At 40.8% G+C, this 20,150-nt stretch carries 24 protein-coding genes; 10 read left to right on the top strand and 14 right to left on the bottom strand.

Annotated features, from left to right (window positions below):
- The first annotated feature begins 13 nt into the window (after positions 1-13).
- The 4 genes from RM553_RS03210 (at position 14) to RM553_RS03195 (ending at position 2,965) form a co-directional block, all read left to right on the top strand.
- Positions 14-1,282: a beta-ketoacyl-[acyl-carrier-protein] synthase family protein gene (locus RM553_RS03210; protein WP_311533541.1), complete on the top strand. Its 1,269-nt coding sequence runs from the start codon at positions 14-16 to the stop codon at positions 1,280-1,282.
- Between the two features lie 48 nt (positions 1,283-1,330).
- Positions 1,331-1,585, top strand: a complete 255-nt coding sequence (locus RM553_RS03205; RefSeq protein ID WP_311533540.1) for an acyl carrier protein — start codon at positions 1,331-1,333, stop codon at positions 1,583-1,585.
- Positions 1,582-2,154 carry a 4'-phosphopantetheinyl transferase family protein gene (locus RM553_RS03200; RefSeq protein WP_311533539.1) on the top strand — a complete coding sequence of 191 codons (573 nt, stop codon included), beginning with the start codon at positions 1,582-1,584 and terminating at the stop codon, positions 2,152-2,154. The genes RM553_RS03205 and RM553_RS03200 overlap by 4 nt, the downstream gene beginning before the upstream one ends.
- A 94-nt stretch (positions 2,155-2,248) precedes the next feature.
- A complete protein-coding gene (locus tag RM553_RS03195; protein WP_311533538.1) occupies positions 2,249-2,965 on the top strand; it encodes an MBL fold metallo-hydrolase in 717 nt (238 codons plus the stop codon).
- Positions 2,966-3,083: 118 nt separating this feature from the next.
- Here RM553_RS03195 and RM553_RS03190 read toward each other — a convergent pair whose 3' ends face one another.
- A complete protein-coding gene (locus RM553_RS03190; protein ID WP_311533537.1) occupies positions 3,084-3,695 on the bottom strand; it encodes a thyroid transcription factor 1-associated protein 26 in 612 nt (203 codons plus the stop codon).
- Positions 3,696-3,830: 135 nt separating this feature from the next.
- Between RM553_RS03190 and RM553_RS03185 the strand changes: the two genes are divergently transcribed.
- On the top strand, positions 3,831-5,867 hold the full coding sequence (locus RM553_RS03185; protein WP_311533536.1) for an aconitate hydratase: 2,037 nt from the start codon (positions 3,831-3,833) through the stop codon (positions 5,865-5,867).
- 83 nt (positions 5,868-5,950) lie between these two features.
- Here RM553_RS03185 and hpf read toward each other — a convergent pair whose 3' ends face one another.
- The 3 genes from hpf to RM553_RS03170 form a co-directional block, all read right to left on the bottom strand.
- Positions 5,951-6,250: a ribosome hibernation-promoting factor, HPF/YfiA family gene (hpf, locus tag RM553_RS03180; protein WP_311533535.1), complete on the bottom strand. Its 300-nt coding sequence runs from the start codon at positions 6,248-6,250 to the stop codon at positions 5,951-5,953.
- Positions 6,251-6,415: 165 nt separating this feature from the next.
- On the bottom strand, positions 6,416-7,375 hold the full coding sequence (locus tag RM553_RS03175; RefSeq protein ID WP_311533534.1) for a cation diffusion facilitator family transporter: 960 nt from the start codon (positions 7,373-7,375) through the stop codon (positions 6,416-6,418).
- A gap of 30 nt (positions 7,376-7,405) precedes the next feature.
- Positions 7,406-8,347: a cation diffusion facilitator family transporter gene (locus tag RM553_RS03170; protein WP_311533533.1), complete on the bottom strand. Its 942-nt coding sequence runs from the start codon at positions 8,345-8,347 to the stop codon at positions 7,406-7,408.
- A 195-nt stretch (positions 8,348-8,542) separates the two neighbouring features.
- Here RM553_RS03170 and RM553_RS03165 point away from each other — a divergent pair, with 195 nt between their 5' ends.
- Both RM553_RS03165 and RM553_RS03160 read left to right on the top strand, forming a co-directional pair.
- Positions 8,543-8,761, top strand: a complete 219-nt coding sequence (locus RM553_RS03165; RefSeq protein ID WP_311533532.1) for a hypothetical protein — start codon at positions 8,543-8,545, stop codon at positions 8,759-8,761.
- Between the two features lie 117 nt (positions 8,762-8,878).
- Positions 8,879-9,382: a DUF4251 domain-containing protein gene (locus RM553_RS03160; protein WP_311533531.1), complete on the top strand. Its 504-nt coding sequence runs from the start codon at positions 8,879-8,881 to the stop codon at positions 9,380-9,382.
- A 163-nt stretch (positions 9,383-9,545) separates the two neighbouring features.
- Here RM553_RS03160 and RM553_RS03155 read toward each other — a convergent pair whose 3' ends face one another.
- On the bottom strand, positions 9,546-9,827 hold the full coding sequence (locus RM553_RS03155) for an agmatine deiminase family protein (RefSeq protein ID WP_311533530.1): 282 nt from the start codon (positions 9,825-9,827) through the stop codon (positions 9,546-9,548).
- Positions 9,828-10,045: 218 nt separating this feature from the next.
- Here RM553_RS03155 and RM553_RS03150 point away from each other — a divergent pair, with 218 nt between their 5' ends.
- Positions 10,046-10,816: a DUF6090 family protein gene (locus RM553_RS03150; protein WP_311533529.1), complete on the top strand. Its 771-nt coding sequence runs from the start codon at positions 10,046-10,048 to the stop codon at positions 10,814-10,816.
- Between the two features lie 22 nt (positions 10,817-10,838).
- On the opposite strand, the gene xth is transcribed toward RM553_RS03150, so the two are convergent.
- The 9 genes from xth to RM553_RS03110 form a co-directional block, all read right to left on the bottom strand.
- On the bottom strand, positions 10,839-11,612 hold the full coding sequence (xth, locus tag RM553_RS03145; protein ID WP_311533528.1) for an exodeoxyribonuclease III: 774 nt from the start codon (positions 11,610-11,612) through the stop codon (positions 10,839-10,841).
- A gap of 43 nt (positions 11,613-11,655) precedes the next feature.
- Positions 11,656-12,153 (bottom strand): peptide-methionine (S)-S-oxide reductase, encoded by a 498-nt coding sequence (locus RM553_RS03140; RefSeq protein ID WP_311533527.1) that lies wholly within the window; start codon positions 12,151-12,153, stop codon positions 11,656-11,658.
- A gap of 126 nt (positions 12,154-12,279) precedes the next feature.
- Entirely contained in the window at positions 12,280-12,576 is a 297-nt protein-coding gene (locus RM553_RS03135) for a hypothetical protein (RefSeq protein ID WP_311533526.1), read from the bottom strand.
- 32 nt (positions 12,577-12,608) lie between these two features.
- Positions 12,609-13,874, bottom strand: coding sequence for an MFS transporter (locus RM553_RS03130; protein WP_311533525.1), 1,266 nt, complete (start codon positions 13,872-13,874; stop codon positions 12,609-12,611).
- 82 nt (positions 13,875-13,956) lie between these two features.
- Positions 13,957-14,385, bottom strand: coding sequence for a hypothetical protein (locus RM553_RS03125; protein ID WP_311533524.1), 429 nt, complete (start codon positions 14,383-14,385; stop codon positions 13,957-13,959).
- A 22-nt stretch (positions 14,386-14,407) separates the two neighbouring features.
- Positions 14,408-14,677, bottom strand: coding sequence for a protealysin inhibitor emfourin (locus RM553_RS03120; protein WP_311533523.1), 270 nt, complete (start codon positions 14,675-14,677; stop codon positions 14,408-14,410).
- Positions 14,658-15,752 (bottom strand): M4 family metallopeptidase, encoded by a 1,095-nt coding sequence (locus RM553_RS03115; protein WP_311533522.1) that lies wholly within the window; start codon positions 15,750-15,752, stop codon positions 14,658-14,660. The genes RM553_RS03120 and RM553_RS03115 overlap by 20 nt, the downstream gene beginning before the upstream one ends.
- Positions 15,753-15,921: 169 nt before the next feature.
- Positions 15,922-16,149, bottom strand: a complete 228-nt coding sequence (locus RM553_RS19690; protein ID WP_432271444.1) for a PLDc N-terminal domain-containing protein — start codon at positions 16,147-16,149, stop codon at positions 15,922-15,924.
- A 10-nt stretch (positions 16,150-16,159) separates the two neighbouring features.
- Positions 16,160-16,891 carry an SDR family NAD(P)-dependent oxidoreductase gene (locus tag RM553_RS03110; protein WP_311533521.1) on the bottom strand — a complete coding sequence of 244 codons (732 nt, stop codon included), beginning with the start codon at positions 16,889-16,891 and terminating at the stop codon, positions 16,160-16,162.
- A gap of 313 nt (positions 16,892-17,204) precedes the next feature.
- Here RM553_RS03110 and RM553_RS03105 point away from each other — a divergent pair, with 313 nt between their 5' ends.
- Both RM553_RS03105 and RM553_RS03100 read left to right on the top strand, forming a co-directional pair.
- The gene (locus RM553_RS03105) at positions 17,205-18,803 is read left to right on the top strand and encodes a vitamin K epoxide reductase family protein (RefSeq protein WP_311533520.1); all 1,599 of its coding nucleotides are present in this window, start codon (positions 17,205-17,207) and stop codon (positions 18,801-18,803) included.
- A gap of 38 nt (positions 18,804-18,841) precedes the next feature.
- The gene (locus RM553_RS03100) at positions 18,842-20,137 is read left to right on the top strand and encodes an amylo-alpha-1,6-glucosidase (protein ID WP_311533519.1); all 1,296 of its coding nucleotides are present in this window, start codon (positions 18,842-18,844) and stop codon (positions 20,135-20,137) included.
- The last annotated feature ends 13 nt before the right edge of the window (positions 20,138-20,150 follow it).

Here is a 20,150-nt window from a genome sequence, read left to right as displayed (position 1 = left end):
GACACATTTAGATATGAATAAACGTGTGGTAATTACCGGACTTGGCGTGGCTGCTCCAAATGGGGTTGGAATTCCCGGTTTTGAGTCGGCTATTAAAGAGGGCAGTAGCGGAATTACTTTTCATGAGAAGCTTAAGGAATTAAAATTCAGCTGCCAGATAGGAGGGAAGCCGCAAATTTCCGAAGAGAAAATAAAAGAATATTTTACTCCGCTACAATTGCGAGGTCTAAACAGCAGTGGGTTAATTTATGGCGTGATTGCGGGCAGCGATGCCTGGAAGGATGCCGGCCTGGAATTTTCAGGAGAGGAAGAACCAGACTGGGATTCGGGAATTATTTTTGGAACCGGAATTCTGGGAGTGGAGAAATTCAGGGAATCCATCCATTTAATTGATGAAGGAAAAACACGCAGGTTGGGAAGTACCAGCGTTATCCAAACCATGGCAAGCGGGATAAGCGCCTATTTAGGAGGAATTCTTGGCTGCGGAAATCAGGTAACTACCAATTCCTCTGCATGTACAACTGGGACAGAGGCCTTGCTCCAGGGTTTTGAGCGCATTCAAACTGGAAAAGCAAAAAGGATGCTGGTGGGCAGTTGTGGGGATGACGGTCCTTACGTGTGGGGCGGCTTTGACGCCATGCGCATTCTCCCTGGGAAATATAATGATGATCCCGAAAAAGCTTCCAGGCCTATGAGTGCCACAGCGGCTGGTTTTGTTCCCGGAAGTGGAGCGGGGGCTTTGGTGCTGGAAGAACTGGATTCGGCCTTGGAAAGGGGCGCGGAAATTTATGCTGAAGTTTTAGGCGGGGAGGTAAACAGTGGCGGCCAGCGTGGCGGCGGAAGTATGACCGCTGCTAACAACAAAGCGGTACAGCGCTGCATAAAAGCAGCGATTAAAAATGCCAATATCCAGGCTTCAGAAATAGATACTGTTAATGGGCATTTAACTGCCACCGGAGGCGATGTTGCAGAAATCAGCAACTGGAAAGACGCGCTGCAAAGTGGCAAAGAAAATTTTCCATACATAAATTCACTTAAAAGCATGACGGGGCATTGCCTTAGTGCTTCGGGCAGTATAGAATGTGTGGCCAGTGTACTGGAGATAAAGCACAATTTTATCTTTGGCAATGTAAACTGTGAAGATCCCCATCCGGAAATCCTGGAATTAATTAATGCAGAAAGAATTCCGCAGCAAACCCTGGAGCAGCCAGTACAAATTTTGGCAAAAGCCAGCTTTGGTTTTGGTGATGTGAATGCGGTAATTATTTTTAAAAAATATTAAAAATTAAAGCTTGAAATAGCACCTACTTGTAATACTGATTTTTATAGAATGACAGAAAAAGAAATAATAGAGCGACTAAAGAAAATTGTTAATCCGTATGTACAGCGTAAAGAAGGTTTGGAAAATTTTAATAAAGAAACCGACTTCCTAAACGACCTGCAGATAAACTCCGCCAACCTGGTGGATGTTGTGCTGGATGTGGAAGATGAATTTGATATTGAAATTGACAACGATTCTATGGATGGTATGCTAACGGTGGGCGACGCAAAGGAGATTATCGAGACGAAACTGAAGGAGAAGTGATTGGAAACGATATTGTTGATTTAAAACTTTCGGCAACAGAAAGCAATATTTACCGTCCGCGGCTTCAGGAAAAGATTTTTTCTGAAGAAGAAAGAGTTATTATCAGGACCTCCGAAAATCCGGAAACGCAATTATGGCTTTTCTGGGCAATGAAGGAGGCGGCGTATAAAGCTCATCAGCGAAGGTTCAACCTTCCGCGAAGGTTTAATCCTAAAGATTTCAAGTGCAGGTGTGAAATTTCAGAAAAATCAGAGCTTTCAGGAACTGTTCATATTCAAGGTTTTGAATACTTCAGCAGCAGCAAAATTTCAGCAGAATATATTCACTGCATAGCATCAGCTTCAGCTTCCGCAGAAAGAATTTATGAAATTTTCAGCATTAAGGAAAAGCTTAAAAAAGAACTCATTTCGGCATTTTCAGAGCGATATAATTTTACTTCAGGAGCTGTCCAGCTATTAAAAAACAATTATCGTATCCCGCAGCTGTACTGTGATGGTGAGTATTTAAAGCATTCATTTTCACTCTCTCACCACGGCCGATTTTCGGCGTATGTGCTAGCCGTTAATTAACTGCTAAAACGCAGTTAAACCCTTCTAAAAAACCTTTGAGAAGAAGTTGTTGAATTTGTATCTTGAGAGAACTAATTTAAAATCCAAGATATATATGAAGACTGTAGATAAGATGGAGGTATTGCACAGCCAGTCGGCTGAATTTATTAAGCAGGGAGAAACGGGAAAATTCCTAAAACTTATTCCTGACACTTTTATAATAAAAGGAGAAGAAAAAGACGGGGTTTTTAACCAGGGATACGCGATAAGGCACATTAACCGCCAGGATATGATCCTGATTGATGTGGTGGAAGAATCTACAAAAAAAGCGGTAAAGAAGCTCGTGGAGGATGGATATAGAATTAAAGGCATCCTGATTACCTGTGACCATATACTTGATTCTGCTTATGCCGATCTTGCTACTATTTCTGAAGATGCCGGTGGGGCGCCAATTTTTGCGCACCCAAGGAACAACTTTAAAGACAGTTTTAAAACCAAAGATATTACGGCCAAAGAAACCGTACTTAAAGATTTTGGTTTAAAAGTGATCGATCTTCCGGGAAATGGAGGAGAATCCGTTCTGGTTTATTCGGATATTAATGATGGAATGCTGTTTCCAGGCGAGGATGCGGTAGGCTCAGATTATGATTCTGACCTTAACACCTTTAAACGTCCTGAAAACAAAAATAAAAATAACGATTATGGTTTAGCTGAAAGCTGGAGTGCTTTTGAGGATCCTTTTACCTACTTTTTCCCAAGAAAAGGAAAACCTGGGTTTAACCTGGAAGAAGGGCATCAAATTGATATTTTAAATAATCTTAGCAGAAGCTAAACATCCAGATTAAAACAAAGGAAAGGCCATTTTAAAGTATCAGCTGGCTCATTCAACAATCTGCTAAAGAGTAGGTTCGGGAAGAGAGTTTTTCAGGGATATTTTCAAATGGTCTTTTTTATGCATTTTGTTTTTCTTGTTCCGGCTGTTTACTCCTGCTTTTATCGCGCTCCTTTTCTTCTTTCCTTTGCTCAACTTCTTCTTTGGCCTCGTTATCGTCTTCAGAGTTTACAAGTGGATGATCTTTCACCCCCAGGCCAACAATAAGTATAATATTGGAGATGGTACCGTAAAGCATTGTAACAATAGCTATTAATCCCCCTCCAAGGATTGCAGCCATTCCCAGGCTCACGTAATAAATAGTTACATACCAGTTTTCGGGAACTTCATGACTTTCAACAATTGGAAGGTTCAGCATTAAAAAAGTAATGATTGCGGTGATGATAAGGACGGTGTCATACTTTGCCAGTCTCAATACATCCTGATAATGTTTTTGGGTAAGGCTGGAATCTGCTGCACGGCTTATACTCAGTAAGGTGAGCATTAATGCCAGGATGGTCGAAGAGCCAAGAATCACTGTATTACACAACATATTAATCCCCGAGAGCGAAGAAGATAGAAGTTCCATGGCCTTATAGCCAGACAATTCCCCCAGAATAAAAGTTCCGGTTCCCATTACAATAGTAGAAACCACCCCGCCGACTATGGCGCGCTTTAAAATTATATCCATTATTTAATATCTTTTTGATTTACTGGAAAAGAATTTCAAAATAACTGTTTAAGTAGAATAAATGATATAAGATATTGTTAAATGGACTAATTGTGTGAATCTATTTTGATAATTTGAAGGTAAAATTCTCCAATTATGTCACAATTAAATGTAACTCAAAAACTTATTAAAGAACACCTTCTTGAAGGGGAGATGACTCCCGGCAAGGAAATAGGTATAAAAATAGACCAGGCCTTGCTGCAGGATGCTACGGGAACATTGGTACAGCTTGAACTTGAAGCCATGGGATTAAAAAAGGCCAAGACAGAAGTAGCGGTACAATATGTGGATCATAACCTGCTTCAAACCGATTTCAAAAATGCCGATGACCACCTTTTTTTGTTAAGTGCAGCGCAAAAGTTCGGGCTGTGGTTTAGCCGCCCGGGAAACGGAGTGAGCCACCCGGTGCATATGGAGCGATTTGGAAAACCGGGAAAAACCATGGTGGGATCGGACAGTCACACCCCGGCAGCCGGTTCTTTGGGTATGCTTGCTATTGGTACAGGAGGGCTGGATGTTGCGGCAGCCATTGCCGGGCAACCATATTTTGTGAAAATGCCACAGGTAATGGGAGTGAAACTTACCGGAAAGTTACCGGATTGGGTAAGCGCGAAAGATGTTATCCTGGAAATGCTGCGGAGATATGATGTAAAAGGAGGAGTTGGAAAAGTAATTGAATATTACGGGGAAGGCCTGAAGTATTTGAGTGCAATGGACCGCCATGTAATTGCCAATATGGGGGCTGAACTTGGGGCCACCACTACTGTTTTCCCTAGTGACCAGGAAACAAAAAGATTTCTAAAATCACAACACCGGGAAGAAGACTGGAGGGAATTATTACCGGATGAAGGTTGTGAATATGACCTTCATGATGAAATTGTACTGGACGAGCTTGTTCCCTTAATCGCTTTGCCAACCAGCCCCGGAAATGTAGTTCCCGTAAGTGAAGTGGCGGGAAAAACCATAAGCCAGGTGGTAATTGGATCATCGGCTAATCCCGGACTTAGGGATTTCTGGATGGCAGGAGCCATTGTAAAGGGAAAATCGGTGAATAATGATGTTTCTTTCGATGTTAACCCGACTTCCCGGCAGATTATTCAGAATATGATAGAAAACAAAGCTTTTGCAAACCTTATTACCGCCGGTGCACGTTTTCACCAGTCAGGATGTATGGGGTGCATAGGGATGGGACAGGCGCCTGCTTCAGGAACGATTAGCCTGCGTACCATGCCAAGAAATTTCCCAAGCAGGTCTGGAACAGAAGACGACCAGGTACATTTATGTAGCCCCGAAACAGCGGCCGCTTCAGCTTTAACCGGTAAAATTACCGATCCCAGGGATTTGGAAAAGCTTTATGATATGACTTATCCAAAATATGAGCAGCCGGAAATGGAAATTATCAATACCGAAATGCTTGTGGCCCCTGCGGAAAAAGGAGAAGAAGTGGAATTGAAAAAAGGGCCGAATATTAAATCCCTTCCGGAGATACAACCTCTGGTAGATAGTGCCGATGTGCCTGTTTTACTCAAGATGGAAGATAATATTTCTACCGATGAAATTTTAAGGGCAGGAGCTGAAGTTTTGCCTTTTAGAAGTAATCTCCCTGAAATTAGTAAATTTTCATATTCTGTTATTGATAAGAGCTTTTATGAAAGGGCGCAGAAAGCCAAGGAAGATTTTGGAGGGCATATTGTAGTGGCCCGCGATAATTACGCACAGGGTTCCAGCCGGGAACACGCAGCGCTCGCGCCAAAATACCTGGGGCAGGTTGCGGTAATTGCCAATTCTTATGCACGTATTGCCTGGCAAAACCTGGTGAACTTTGGTATTCTTCCCCTGGAATTTATCGATTTAGAGGATTATAGTAAAATAGAACAGGGTGACGTGGTAAGCTTTAAAAACCTTCGTGAGGATGTGGAGAACCGAAGCAATATACGGGTACGTGTTCAGAAAGCCAAAAAAGGAAGCGAACCTGTGGAATTTGAAGTAAAACATTCTATGAGTGACCGCCAAATCCGGATCTTACTGAAGGGTGGTATTATAAATGAATTTAAAGCCAGGTTAAGCAATGAAGAAGTACATTCTGACAATAAAAACACTGTTACCGGCAATTCCCGCGAACAGGTAAAATAGGAAAAAAATAACTTCAATCTAAAAAAGAAGCCCCTTTAAATTCTAGGTTTAAAGGGGCTTTATATTGTTGGGATTTTTGGCTTTTAGCGGGTGTTCATTTTTGCTTTTTGTTTTTCCAGCTGCTTTTCAAGATCTCTGACAGCAGAAGTGGCAGCGGCTTCAAAGCTGTCTTTATTAGCTTCGGCAAAAAGCTGCGGGCCGGGAACGCTTAATTTGATATTACAGATAAAACCATTAGGATCCTGTCCTTCCTGTTTTTTAAAATGCACTTCAGCGCGCACCACAAAATCATATTTGTTTTCCAGTTTATCCAATTTTTTTTGAGTGTAATCCTCAAGGCGTTCACTTTTTTGCAGGTGAACAAATTCATAAATAGCTTCCATAAAATCTGTTTTTATTCGGTACAATTAACCCAATTTACGAGAGCTTACCAAGCAAATTATACCTTTGTTGAGAAACATTTAAGATAGCCTTTGGATTCTGTTACCGGCTGAAATTACTGGTGTTTATTCGAGCAGAAGTTTCCCGTTAAGTCGGATAAAACGAAGTCAATAATATTCTGAGTTCAGAGATTTTCTTTTAGACCCGGAAGATGTAGTTTCTACGTTGTTGATTAACTGGATATACACCTGGGTGATCTTTGGTTGCTTTTCCTGGATATCTTTTCGCAGTTCCTGCATTCTCTCTTCCGCTTCTTCCAGTTGAAACCCATTGGTTAATTCAACTTCAAGGATTAAAAGAATACTTTCTGAGGAAAAGTGCATGGTTTTGGGAAATTTCCAGTTTTTTATATAATGCTTTGATTTCAGCACATGTTCAATTCCGTTTAAAACAGTAGAGCGTGCGCTTTCCCCAAGCAGCAATCCTTTACTCTCGTGCGCCAAAAAAGTGGCTACGGTTAGGAGAAGGGCACCAATACAAATAGAAGCTATACCATCAAAAATGGGATTTTGATAGTAGACTGAAAGGAACACGCCCAGGATAGCAATAATAATTCCCGTTACCGCTGCGCTGTCTTCAATAATTACGGCGAAGGTGGAGGAATCCTTACTTTCTATAATATTGCTGATGATATTACCAGGATCTTCATGTGACTTATTGAATTTGTGAAGTGAGATGAGGAGGGAGGTACCTTCAAATAAAAATGCCGCCCCCAGAACAATGTAGTTCCAGGTGGGGTCATCAATAAGTTCAGGATGTTGCAGGGAATGTATGCCTTCATAAATAGCAAAACCGCCACCAAGGGCAAAAATAAGGATACTCACCACAAAGCTCCAGAAATAAACTTCTTTCCCGTACCCAAATGGATGATGTTTATCTGCTTTTCTTTGGGAACGACTAACGCCCAGCAACAGGAGGAGCCCGTCACCCGTGTCTACTACAGAATGGATACCTTCTGCCAGCATTGCAGAACTTCCGGTAAAGAAAGCAGCAACAAATTTGCTTATCGCAATTAGAACATTGGCTATTATAGCACCATAAATGGCGATATTAGAATTGCCCGCCATAAAAGAAATTTTAAATTCTACTTAAACTTATTACGCAGGATTTTCCCCGAGGATATTATTTTTTAATTTATCTGTGGTTTGTATATACACCTGGGTAATATTTGGCTGTTTTTGCTTTATTTCAAGACGCAGGCTTTCCATGGTTTGTTCTGCCTGGCTTAATTCCAGATCTTCTATAAGATCGATTTCTATGACCAGCAGAATACTTTCAGGCCCAAAATGCATGGTCTGTGGCAGCGACCATTCCTTTACATTAATATTATGCTCCATGATCCTTTCCACTTCTTTAATAACTTCAGGATGTGCGCTTTCCCCTAATAACAGGCCTTTGCTTTCTTTGGCCAGGAAAGTAGCCACTATAAGTAAAAGCGCACCTATCACAATAGAGGCTGCCCCATCTATATATGGATTTTCCAGTTGCTGGGATAAGAAGACACCTACAAGCGCGATACTTAAACCTGCCACTGCCGCAGTGTCTTCAATAATTACCGCGAAAGTAGCCGCATCCTTGCTTCTCACAATACTGCTAATGAGATTTCCTGATTTTGCACGGGATTTATTAAAAGTTCGCAGGGCAAGAAAAAGAGCGGTACCTTCAAAAAGAATGGCAGCACCAAGAACAAGATAATTCCACGTGGGATCTTCAATAACAGTGGGCTCCTGAAGGGCATGAATACCTTCGTAAATGGCAAATCCGCCACCAAGGGCAAAAATAAGAATGCTCACAACGAAACTCCAGAAATAGACTTCCTTTCCGTAACCAAACGGGTGCATTTTATCGGGCTTTTGTTTGGATCTTTTAATTCCCAACAGGAGAAGAAGTCCATTTCCGGTATCTACAAGGGAGTGTATTCCTTCCGCCAGCATTGCGGAGCTTCCGGTAAAAAAAGCAGCTGTAAATTTGCTTATAGCAATAAGTAAATTGGCGCCAATAGCACCGTAAATAGCAATATTTGATCCGCCTGCGGCCATAATTGTTAATTTGGTTAGTCAATGCAAAATACAATTTTCTTACTGAGGAAGACAAGACTAAGCAGATTTTAGAATTTCTTTGGCATCTACAGCAGGAGAATTTGTTAGAAAAAAGATTAAGCCATGCTTCCTGCTAAAGTTTCTTTAAATAGTTTGCACTTTGCAACTACTATTGTAAATTAAAATAAAAAAGAGATGACAGATAAAAAAAAGGAGAAAGATCATGCAGATTTTCAGGATAAGTACAGAAGGTCTTCTAATTTTGGCAGGGAAGAAAAAGATGATAATCTAAAAGTAAAAGGAGATGGCACCCTGAAAACCGGCGAAGAGAAGGATGGACTTACCGAAGAAGAAAAGGAAGATATTAAGGATGCTACCGATTCCTTTGGTGAGGAAAATGAAGAAGAAAAGTAGCCCTAAAATCAATAGGAGAGGGGCAGGATTGCATCAATTAGCTGAAATTTTGAATGGGAGTTTCTTTTTCTTCAATTCTTTTCACCTAAAAATTTAGTTTGAAATAATTCTTAAAATATGTTCAGAAGTAATTGGCTTAAAATTTCTTCAGTTTTCGGTATGCTCTTTTTGATGATTTCCTGCGGAGGATCTTCTGAAGTAAATTCCGGGGAGGATATCATGAAACTGGTGGGCAGCAGGAGTTTTGAAGTAGAAAACCAATGGGCAATTCCTTTAGGCGGAGGAATGATTAACCTAATAGGAAATCCTAATTACATCAGGTTTAAAAAGGATAGCGATAGCGTTGAAGTTTTTCTGCCATATTTTGGGGTTAGGCATTCCGGTGGCGGATATGGAGATTCTGGTGGAATCAAATTTAAAGGGATTCCAAAAGAACTTACTGTTGAGGAATTAAACAAGGATGACGTACAGATTAGCTTTGTTGGAAATAATGGCAATGAAAATTTTCAGTTTATGCTAAAGATTTTTTCTAATGGCAATAGTACCACCTCAGTAAACAGCACCCAGAGAAATTCCATTACGTATCGTGGAAATATAAAACCAGTTAACAAAGAAGATTAATTTTTCTTGCAATCGTTCTTTTGATTAGTAATAGCTGGCTGTGGTAGTGCTTTTTTTGAAGGTATGAGATTGGATGTAATTTATGGGTACTTCAATTTTCTATTTTACATAATATAAATTATAGTGCAAATACTCTAAAGTAGAAGTATGACATTCCAGAACCTTATTGCGGAATTTGCTGACTTAAACAATATAATGTTCCAAAGCCCCAGATAAAATCTATACAGCTAATACCAATTACTTTTCTTCCTGGAAAGCATTCTTCAAAAATGCTCAATGCTTTCCTGTCTTTAGCATCATTAAAAGTTGGTACCAGAACACATTTGTTCAGGATAATAAAATTCGCATAGCTGGCCGCTAAACATTCCGTCGAACCAAATATTTTCCGGCATTGCAGTTCTATAATTTTTAAATCTTTCCCGTTTTCCAGTTTTGCTTTTTTCAATCAGATTATCCTGCAGCGCCTGGTAATTTCGATGTTCAGGATTAGATTCTACCACAGTTACCACATTTTTAGCAATCTCCCTTTATTTGTAGTTTTTTGAATAACAGGTTTTTAAAATTGTTGTTTTCACAAACACCATTCTCCTATTTCAGAAATTTTAATATTTTTATTACCTGCTTATTACTAAATCTTGTGATGCAAGGGTAAAACATTCAAAAATGAAATTCTTCCGCAAAATAAGACGGCAATTTCTAAAGAATAATAAATTTAGCAATTATCTGTTGTACGCCACGGGGGAAGTATTTTTAATTGTAATGGGGATCCTTATTGCGCTGGCATTAAACAACTGGAATCAAAACCGAATTATTAAAGAGAAAGAACATTTCTACCTGGAAGGCTTAAAAGGTGAATTTAAAAGGAGTAAATATAAACTGGAAAAGCTGATAGATGTTAACAGGCTTAACTATGAAGAATCCATAAAACTGGCAGAGCAACTGGATAATGCACCACAAGAAATTGAGGAGCAGGAACTTTCAGGCTTGCTTTATAATTCATTGTCTTACGAGATTGCTTATAATCCTAATAATTCCCTTCTGAATGAACTTATAAATTCCGGCGGACTGGAGGATATTTCCAATCCCGAACTCAGGATGTATCTCACTAACTGGGAATCGGTTATCCAGAGTATACACCGCCAGGAAAATTCGCTGCGCATACAACGTGAGAAAATTCTGGATATGTTCCGGGCAGATTCCGGAAGTATCAGGACTATTTTTGACCATACAGGGGTTTCCGCAGAAATGGGATTTAAAAAGAAAGAAGATAATTTCAGCAATATGAATATTCTGGTCTCCAGAGAATTTGAAAACAACCTGCTAATGTTCCTTACTACAGGAAAAGCTACTGAAAATTCCCATTACAATCCTCTTTTGGAGGAAATTGATATTATCCTGGGCCTTATTGATGCTGAATTAAAAATGCGATCATAAAGAAGATTGGCGAATTAAATTTTCAGGATCCTAACTGAATCCACACCGGTGCATGGTCGCTGGTTTTCTCCCATCCCCGCACCTCACGGTCTACCCCTGCATCCAGAAGGTTATCCTTTAAATTCGGACTCAGTAGAAAATGATCAATCCGCAATCCGGCGTTACGTTTATAGGCATTTCTGAAATAATCCCAGAAAGTATAGATCTTTTCATCCGGATATAAAGCTCTTAAAGCATCTGTCCACCCCTGCTCTACCAGGTTCTTAAAAGCCTGCCGCACTTCCGGAAGAAATAATGCGTCTTCCAGCCATCGTTCAGGTTTATAAACATCAAGGTTAGTAGGCATAACATTAAAATCGCCCGCAAGAATTACTGGTGTATCCAGCTGCAACAATTCTAAAGCATGGGAATGCAGGCGCTCAAACCATCTCAATTTATAATCCAGCTTGGGGCCGGGAGCGGGATTTCCATTGGGCAAATAAATACAGCCAATCATGATGTCACCCACAAGGGCTTCAAGATAACGGCTTTGCGCATCTTCGGGATCCCCGGCAAGGCCTCTCCCCGTTTCATTAATCTCTATGTCCCTGGCAAGAATTGCCACCCCATTCCATTGTTTTTGTCCGTGCCATAAAGCATTATAACCGGCCTCCTGTATAGCTTTTTCCGGAAATTTCTCATTAGGAGCTTTTAATTCCTGCAGGCATACCACATCTGGCTGTGTAGCCTTTAGCCAGCGAAGCAACACCGGAAGCCTGGCATTTATTCCATTCACATTATAGGTGGCAATTTTCATATGGTTGAATTTATTCTAATATAAGAATATTCAAAATTTCAGGCTACATTGATTTTAGATCTTCAGAATATTCCTGTAATAACATTTTCAGCTTAGGATCGATATAATTTTTACAGAAAGGTTTCTGCGGATCTTTTTGGTAATAATTCTGAATTTCTTCCCGCGAGGCTTTAAATTCCCAAAAGGGGTAAACTTTAGTAACAATTTCTTTTTCAAAGTCCTGCTGCAATTCCTGAAGCGCTTTTTCTGCTTTTTGCTTTTGAAGCAGGTTGAAATAGTAAATGGCAGAGCGATATTTGGACCTCATGCTGTGGTTTGAAGTACTGTTATGGGTACGCAGGTGGATTTCTATTAAGCGCTGTATAGAAATAATTTCTGGATTATAATGAACAATGACAGCTTCTGAAAATCCTGAATTTTTTCCGGAAGAAGCAACATAGCCCTGCTCTACCCTGCCTACTCCTTTTAGCGCCTGAAAGACCGCTTCAGTACACCAGTGGCAACCGCCTCCAAAGACTATTTTTTCCAGATTTTCAACCATTACTATTTAAGTGTTTTTTTTGGTTTGTAAAAAGGTAAATTTTTAACCAAAATCAGGTGTTCATAATTGAAAATATATAAGCAACAATATTCAGGAGACTATTTCTAAATATATAGCTTTAAAAGCTTAAGATAACTCCGCATAAATCAATTCCATATCGGTTTTGCCAGTTTCGTATCCCGGCCTGGTACCAGTAAATCCGGAATTTGAAATCTTCAGGTTTTTTATTTCAGCAACACGAAACATTTTCCAGCCAGGAATTTCGGATTTTTCCCCTGTTCCTTTTATCTGGTAGGCAAGCAGGATTTGATTTCCGCTTTTAAACATACCGTACCTGTGCGGCTCGACCAGCCGGTAATGCTCATGATAAGTGAATTCCAGCAGGTTTCCGTTTTCTATAGCATTCACAATAGCCTTATTCATCTTCTTAAAATAAGGTTTAAACAAGAAATTTCCTATTCCTTTTCGTGTTCTTCCAAATCCTTCCGAAGGTCGAGTTTTCTAAACCCTGGAAAAGCGATTCCCATTCCCAGCACCGTGAGCAAAGTCATACTTCCGCCGAAAACCACCGCGCTAACCGTGCCCATAAGCTTTGCGGTCAGGCCACTTTCAAAAGCCCCCAGTTCGTTAGAAGAACCCACAAACATGGAGTTTACAGAAGAAACCCTGCCCCTCATATGATCGGGCGTCTTTAGTTGAAGAATGGTTTGCCTGATGATCATGGAAATGCCATCTGTGGCACCACTTAGAAACAAGGCGATTACCGACACCCAGAAAAATTTTGAGAGCCCAAAGACAATAATGCAAACTCCAAATCCAAAAATGGCTGCGAGTAATTTTATTCCTGCGTTTTTATTTAACGGATAATAGGCTGAAGTAAACATTATAAGCACGGCTCCCACGGCCGGCGCTGCTCTTAGAACACCAAAACCTTCGGGGCCGACTTTTAAAATATCCTGCGCGAAAACTGGCAATAAAGCCACTGCTCCACCAAAAAGAACCGCGATCATATCCAATGCGATCGCCCCGAAAATTATTTTCGCATTATAAACAAATTTCACCCCTTCCATTAAACTTTTCATTACCGGCTCCCCAATCCTGGGATTTAAAATAGGTTTCTTCGGAATTTGTAAAAGGGCGATTAACGCGATTAGCGAAAACCCAAAAATGAGGCACATAGACCAGTGCACCCCAATCCAGTGAATGCTGAAACCGGCCAGTGCCGGACCTAAAACCGCGCCCATTTGCCATACGGAACTGTTCCATGTGGCCGCATTGGGATAAACTTTTTTGGGAACAATAAGCGCAAACAGGGAGAAATTAGTTGGCCCAAGGAAAGCCCGCACAATACCGCCAATAAATATCAGAAAATATATAGCATACAAGGTAAATTGCTGGGATAATCCTGCAGTGATCCTGGGCCAGGTAAGCAGAAACAGCCCGATGCTGATAATTGAAAATCCAAATAAGCATTTAAGCAATAAACCCTTCTTTTCTTTTTGATCTACAATATGTCCTGCAAATAATGCCAGGCCTACCGCAGGGATTACTTCCATCAAACCTATCATCCCGAGGGAAAAAGGATCTTTGGTAAGATTATAAACTTCCCATTCTATAACAATAAATTGCATGGTACGTGCAAAGACAAAAGCAAAGCGCACGAGTAAAAAGGTACGGAATTCCCCATAGCGCAGGGCTGCGTAGGGATCATTTTTCGGCATAGGAAAGTTCTGGGATCATATTAAAACTATGAACAAATTTAATAATATGATTCTGCTGCAGCTGCTTTCGATGGAAAATATATCACTTTTTTAACGGAATAATCCCACTGAGCAAACTAAAGGCGATAAGAAGCACAGAGGCAACATCGGCATCATAATAGACATCACGAAACTTTTCGCCGCTGGTGACGTAGGCCCAGATGATAAATGCCACAGAAGAAATAAGTAAATGAATAAACCTGGGCTTCCCTTCCTTAGCCTGGTAATTTAAATAAAGCGGGGTAAGAAGAAGGCAAAAACAAAAAATACCAATGAGCAATCCCTGCTTTTCCACAAGAACGCTTCCCTCCTCCTTGTCCAGAAAGCCAAGCATTGCCAGGTAACCTGCGATTATTTCTGCAGGAACAAGGGAAGAAACTTTTTCCAGGTAACTTTTTACCCTTCCTTTCTCCTGTTTTCCGGACGCCCTGAAGCCAGTAACTTCATTTGTTTCATAGTACAGCCTGCTCATAATCGCCGATTTTAAAAAACCTTCAGGTTAGTTTGCTGTTTACTTTGTCAATAAATGCCTGCATGTTTTCCTGTATTAAACTTTCTTCAATGTTTATTTCCTTAGGAATGTTGTTTTCTTCAAAACTGAAACAATAAACAAAGGAATCCCGGGCGTTCTCATCACGCAGATCTTTCTTTTTTACCACTTCCTTAAAGGCTTCATTTTCTGAAGGATTCAACTCATCCAGTTCAAGAGTACAGGACTGCAGCCTTCCCATAAAACCGCCACTTTTAGCACAGTGTATTTTCATATAATCCTACTGTTTGCCAGCCGTTAATTACGGCATTATGTTCCGGACTGTTCTTGCCAAACATCTCTGCAGCAATGTTTACGGTGGTGTTGGCTAATTTATCAAAGTTACTGTTGGAGGTGAGCTGTAGCATAGCTTCATACCAAATACGGCCAGCTTTCTCCCAGGCAAAACCACCTATTTGTAGAGCTGCCTCGCAAAATGCCTTGTTGGGAATGCCTGAATTTATATGAACTCCCCCATTGTCCTGGGTGCCGGTATATTTATTGGAATAATGATCGGGCTGTGGATCGGTTCCGTTCAGGTCCGGATCATTTATGTAAGCGGTGCCGGGATTTTTCATATCCCTAATTGCCCTGCGGGTGGGAGCGGGAATAATTATTTCGTCTCCAATAAGCCAGTTGGCTTCCTCCACATCCTGTTTTTGCACCCATTGCTTTATGAGAGTACCAAAGACATCTGCCAAATGCTCATTTATAGCACCTGCTTCGTCAAGATACGCTAGCCTGGAGGTGAAAGAGATCACCCCATGGGTAAGTTCATGGCCCACCACATCCAGCCCTCTGGTAAATCTCCGGAAAATGATATCGTCTCCATCTCCATAGGCCATCTGGCTACCATTCCAAAAGGCGTTGTTGTAATTTTCTCCAAGGTGGACTGAAGAAATAAGGGTAAGGCCGCTATCATCCAGGGAATCCCGGTTAAAAAGCTCCCAATAGAAGTCATAAGTAAACCCGGAATATTCATAAGCTTCATTTACTGCCGGATCTTCCACAGGCTCCTGCCCTTCCTTCCTTACCAGATTTCCTGGTAAAAGGTCCCGGCGATTTGGCCTGTTGAGCATATCGTAAACTTCCCGGTTTTTACCTTCTTTGTTGGTAAGCAGTGCCGCCACGGTATCCGGCCATAGCAGCCGGCGCTCTGCGCGAACTTCAGCAGCGGTCTCAATATTCCTTAAGGCCATCTGCCTCACCTTTTCGTTGGGAGAAGTAGCCATGGCTTCCAACATGTATGGTGGTACGATACAATGCAAAGGATTATGATTTCCGCAATTACAATTAAAAACCTTCTTCATTTATTATCTGTTTTAATTTCCAAATAAGCAGCTGTATAAACAACAAATGTGACTATACTGAAAAATCTTTCTGTATTTCTTCGGAATGGAACAAGTACCTAATTTACAGATTATTTGAAACAATAATCCATAATCTCAGCAGGATCTCTATCAAAAACCTGAAAAAGACTTATCCCCTGATTCTTGTAAAATCAGGTGCAAATTTTCTTTGATCAGGCAGTTCCCGGTTTTTCTTTAGCTGAAAATATATGATGGACCCAATTATCGGAAACATCAAAATCAGGATGAGCCATGGCATTCTGAAATTTGGGTTTTTAACCCCGGACTTCAAAAGATCCATTATTGCCCAAAGCCAAAGTATTACGGAGAGGAATGTAAGAAAGCTTAAAAGGAACATTTTAGTTTATCTAACTTGGCTGCATTCCGCCATTAATATTAAAAGTCTGGCCCGTAATATAGCCATTTTTAAGGATGCTTAAACTTAGAGCTGCTACTTCTTCAGATCTGCCAAAACGTTTTACCGGGATTATGTCTGGCTTTACTCCTCCCAAACCGGCTACCATATCGGTATCTATAAGTGCAGGAGCTATGGCGTTGGCTGTAATTCCTTCCGCAGCAAGATTTTTTGCGTAATAACGCATCATCCCCAACTGTCCTGCTTTAGAAGTCGCGTAATCTACCCCTACCACGCCGCCGGTTTGGGCAGCCACGGAAGAAATCATCAATATCCTTCCCCATTTTTTCCTGCGCATAGCAGGCAATACCTGCTGGGTAACCAAAAATCCGGATCTGAGGTTTACCTTGATAATTTTATCAAAATCGTCCAGGCTTACTTCCTCTACATTCTGCTTTTTTGCAATCCCGGCATTATTAACAAGAATATCAATGTCCCCGAATTTATTTTGTACTTCTTCAATAAGCCTTTTAACTTCTGTTTCTTCAGAAACATCAGCCTGTACGGCAACTGCTTTACTTCCTTCAGCCCTTATTTGTTCACACACTTCTTCAGCTTCATCCTTAGAATGCTGATAATTTACCGCCACGTGCACACCTTCTGCCGCAAGTGCCAACGCTATTCCTTTACCAATTCCCCTGCTGCCCCCGGTGATTAGGGCTACTTTGTTTTTTAAATTTTCCATTGGGATAAGTTCGCATTTTTTACATGGAAAGAATGTTATGAATTTGCAAAAATTGGAAAACTAAAACTTTTGTTCTCTAAATACGAAGCAACAGGAGCTGCAAATTCCCGTATATCGAAATCTTTTACCATAATTTTAAAATAGATTGTAGTGATTCCTTTTTACATTTAAGTATATCCCAACTTCTTGAAGCTTTTCTTTTGAAATTGAGGCTTTTTATCAAGCCACTTTTAGAAGGTTTATTTCTAAAAAATTATCAGGATAAGCTTCAGAAGAGAAAAATTAAACAAAACCTGCCAAAAAATTAACTGATATGGCTGAGAAAAACCATCAAAATGAGGAAAAAAATAAAGACAATAAAATGCATAAAGGTGGGGGCATGGGCACCCGTGGCGTAACCCGCCCCATGGCCGAAATGCAGATGAAAGGCGGTGACAAAAAAAAGGATGATAATAAAGACAAGGAAAAAAAGAATAAAGACAAAGATTCCGGCGGAGGCATGGAAATGTCTATGGAAAAGCGAATGCACATGCTGCATATGCACCATAAGCAAACCCTTTGGGTTTATTGGTTAATAGTACTTTTGGGCGCCTGGATGGTTCTTTTCCCGCTAACTTTTAATTATACAGTGGGCACAGTGGAACCCAGCGGAGGCCGAGAATTATGGCTTAGCCTAAGCGAAAGGATAATGGTAATGAGGTGGAGCGATATTATTAGTGGTATCCTGCTCATGATTTTTGGATGGCGGTCCTTAACCCCAAACCGGCCCATAGGCCTCTGGATATGCTGTTTCGTAGGAATATGGATCACCTTTGCCCCCTTGGTTTTCTGGTCTCCAACAGCAGTGGGATATCTAAATTCAACCATGGTTGGCGCATTGGTAATAGCCTTAACTATCCTTATACCGGGAATGCCCAATATGATTACCTATATGAAAATGGGCTCACAGGTGCCGCCGGGCTGGACCTATAATCCTTCCAGCTGGCCACAGCGATGGATCATGATCGTACTGGCATTTTTTGGATGGGTGGTTTCCCGGTATCTGGGGGCATTCCAGCTGGGATATATTGATACTGCCTGGGATCCTTTTTTTGGAGATGGCACATTAAAAGCGCTTAATTCCAATATGTCCCATTCGTTTCCGGTTTCTGACGGTGCTATGGGAGCCCTGGCTTATACCTTTGAATTTTTAATGGGCTGGATGGGAAGCCCTACCCGCTGGAGAACCATGCCCTGGATGGTAACTTTTTTTGGAATTTTGGTTATTCCGCTTGGTCTCGTACATATCTTCCTCGTAATTTCCCAACCTGTGGTTGTGGGAGAATGGTGTACATTCTGTTTAATGGCGGCCGCAATTATGTTGCCTATGATCCCCCTGGAACTTGACGAGGTTATTGCCATGGGACAACACATGGTACAGGCCAAACGAAGAGGCGACAATATGTGGGACGTTTTCTGGAAAGGCGGAAAAGCTTTCGAGATGAACAAAGATGAAAGAACAACAGATTTAATGGAATTTCCTGAAAAACCTGCTGAAGTCTTTAAAGCTTCGGTTTGGGGAATGAGTGTTCCATGGACGCTGGCTGTTTGTACCTTAATTGGGATAGCGGCAATGTGTGCACCTGCTATATTTGATGTAGGGATACAAAAGACTTCCTCAGATATTTTTCACTTAAGCGGATCCCTTATTATTGTGGTTTCGGTAATTTGTATGGGAGAAATTGTGCGAAGGGGAAGATACCTCAATATTCTGCTTGGCCTTGCCCTGGCTATTGGCCCATGGTTTGTAGACAACTCCCCTACCGGCCTTTGTATTACGGGATTGGTTGCCGGGCTGCTGGTTGCCGGGCTTTCTATTCCTACCGGAATCATCAAAGAACACTATGGGCTTTGGGATAAATACGTAAAATAAGACTAACTTTAAAAGACAATCCAAGATTTTAGTGTTAGATGACGGATCAGGAATTATTTGAAAAGGTAAAAAAATTATTGAATGACAATATGGAAGAAGGTGGAGGCAAAAGCAAGCCTTCTTTCCATTTTACAAGGCCTTCCCCGGGAACATACCCTTATCAATTCTTCTGGGACACCTGTTTTCATGTTTTTATTTTTTGTGCCCTGGGAGAAAATGAAATGGCTAAAAACCATGTGAGGAGCCTCTTTGCTTTACAAACTGAAGATGGCTTTGTGGGACACATGATATACTGGGACAGGCTGAAGCCAGGAAGGTGGACAGATATTTTCCAATCCCTTCCCAGAATAAAGAATTTGTACAAGAGCCACATGAGTGCTATTATTCAGCCTCCACTTATTGCACAAGCCATAGAACGTATTTATAAGACTTCCGGGGATAAGGAATTTCTGAAAGAAATGCTTCCGAAGTTGAAAAAATATTATAGCTGGTTGGCTAATAACCGTGATTTCCAGGGAGATCACCTGCTTACTATAATTTCTACATTTGAATCTGGTATGGACTGGAAACCAACTTTTGATGTCCCTGCAGGATTTAAGCCCGGCAAGGCAAACTGGAAGTTGTTTTCCCGGGTTACAGGTGTGGATTTTAGAAACTATATAAACAATTATAACTATAAAAAGATCTATGAAAAGGCCTATTTTCTTGTAAAAGAAGTTGGTTTTAATACTATTTACGTCCAAAATTTAAGAGCGATGGCCAGTCTCTGCGAAGCAGTTAACGATCCAGATGCAGAAGCTTATAATCAACTCTCAAACAAAGTGGTACAAAGTATCATGAAACTCATGTACAATGAAGAAGATGATGCGTTTTACGATTGCTATGGTAAAGACAATAAACAAATAAAGATCCTTACACCTACCATTTTTTACCCGGTTATCTTAAATGGCATTTCTGAAGATGTTCGTAAAGCGGTAATGGACCGGCACTTTTTTAATAGTGAAGAATTCCGTACAAAATATCCTATCCCTTCCCTGGCAAAAAAAGAGGCTGCTTTTAATCCTACTCAATCCATGTACATCTGGAGAGGCCCCACCTGGATTGTCAACAACTGGTTTTTACATAAATTCTTTATGGATAAGGGCTATACTGATGAATCAAAAAAAATGGTGGAGAGCATAAAAGAACTTATAGATAAAAGCGGCTTCCGGGAATATTACAATCCGTTTACCGGAGAAGGCTACGGAGCACATGATTTTACCTGGGGCGGATTGGTAACGGACATGATAAAAATGGAAAAAGAACACCAAAATTCAGAAAAGAAGAGACAGTAATCCTCTATGCCTG

Source organism: Autumnicola tepida, from assembly GCF_031846485.1.
Lineage (GTDB): Bacteria > Bacteroidota > Bacteroidia > Flavobacteriales > Flavobacteriaceae > Autumnicola > Autumnicola tepida.
Note: the sequence above shows the minus strand (reverse complement) of the source record. Positions and strands in the feature narration are given on the sequence as shown.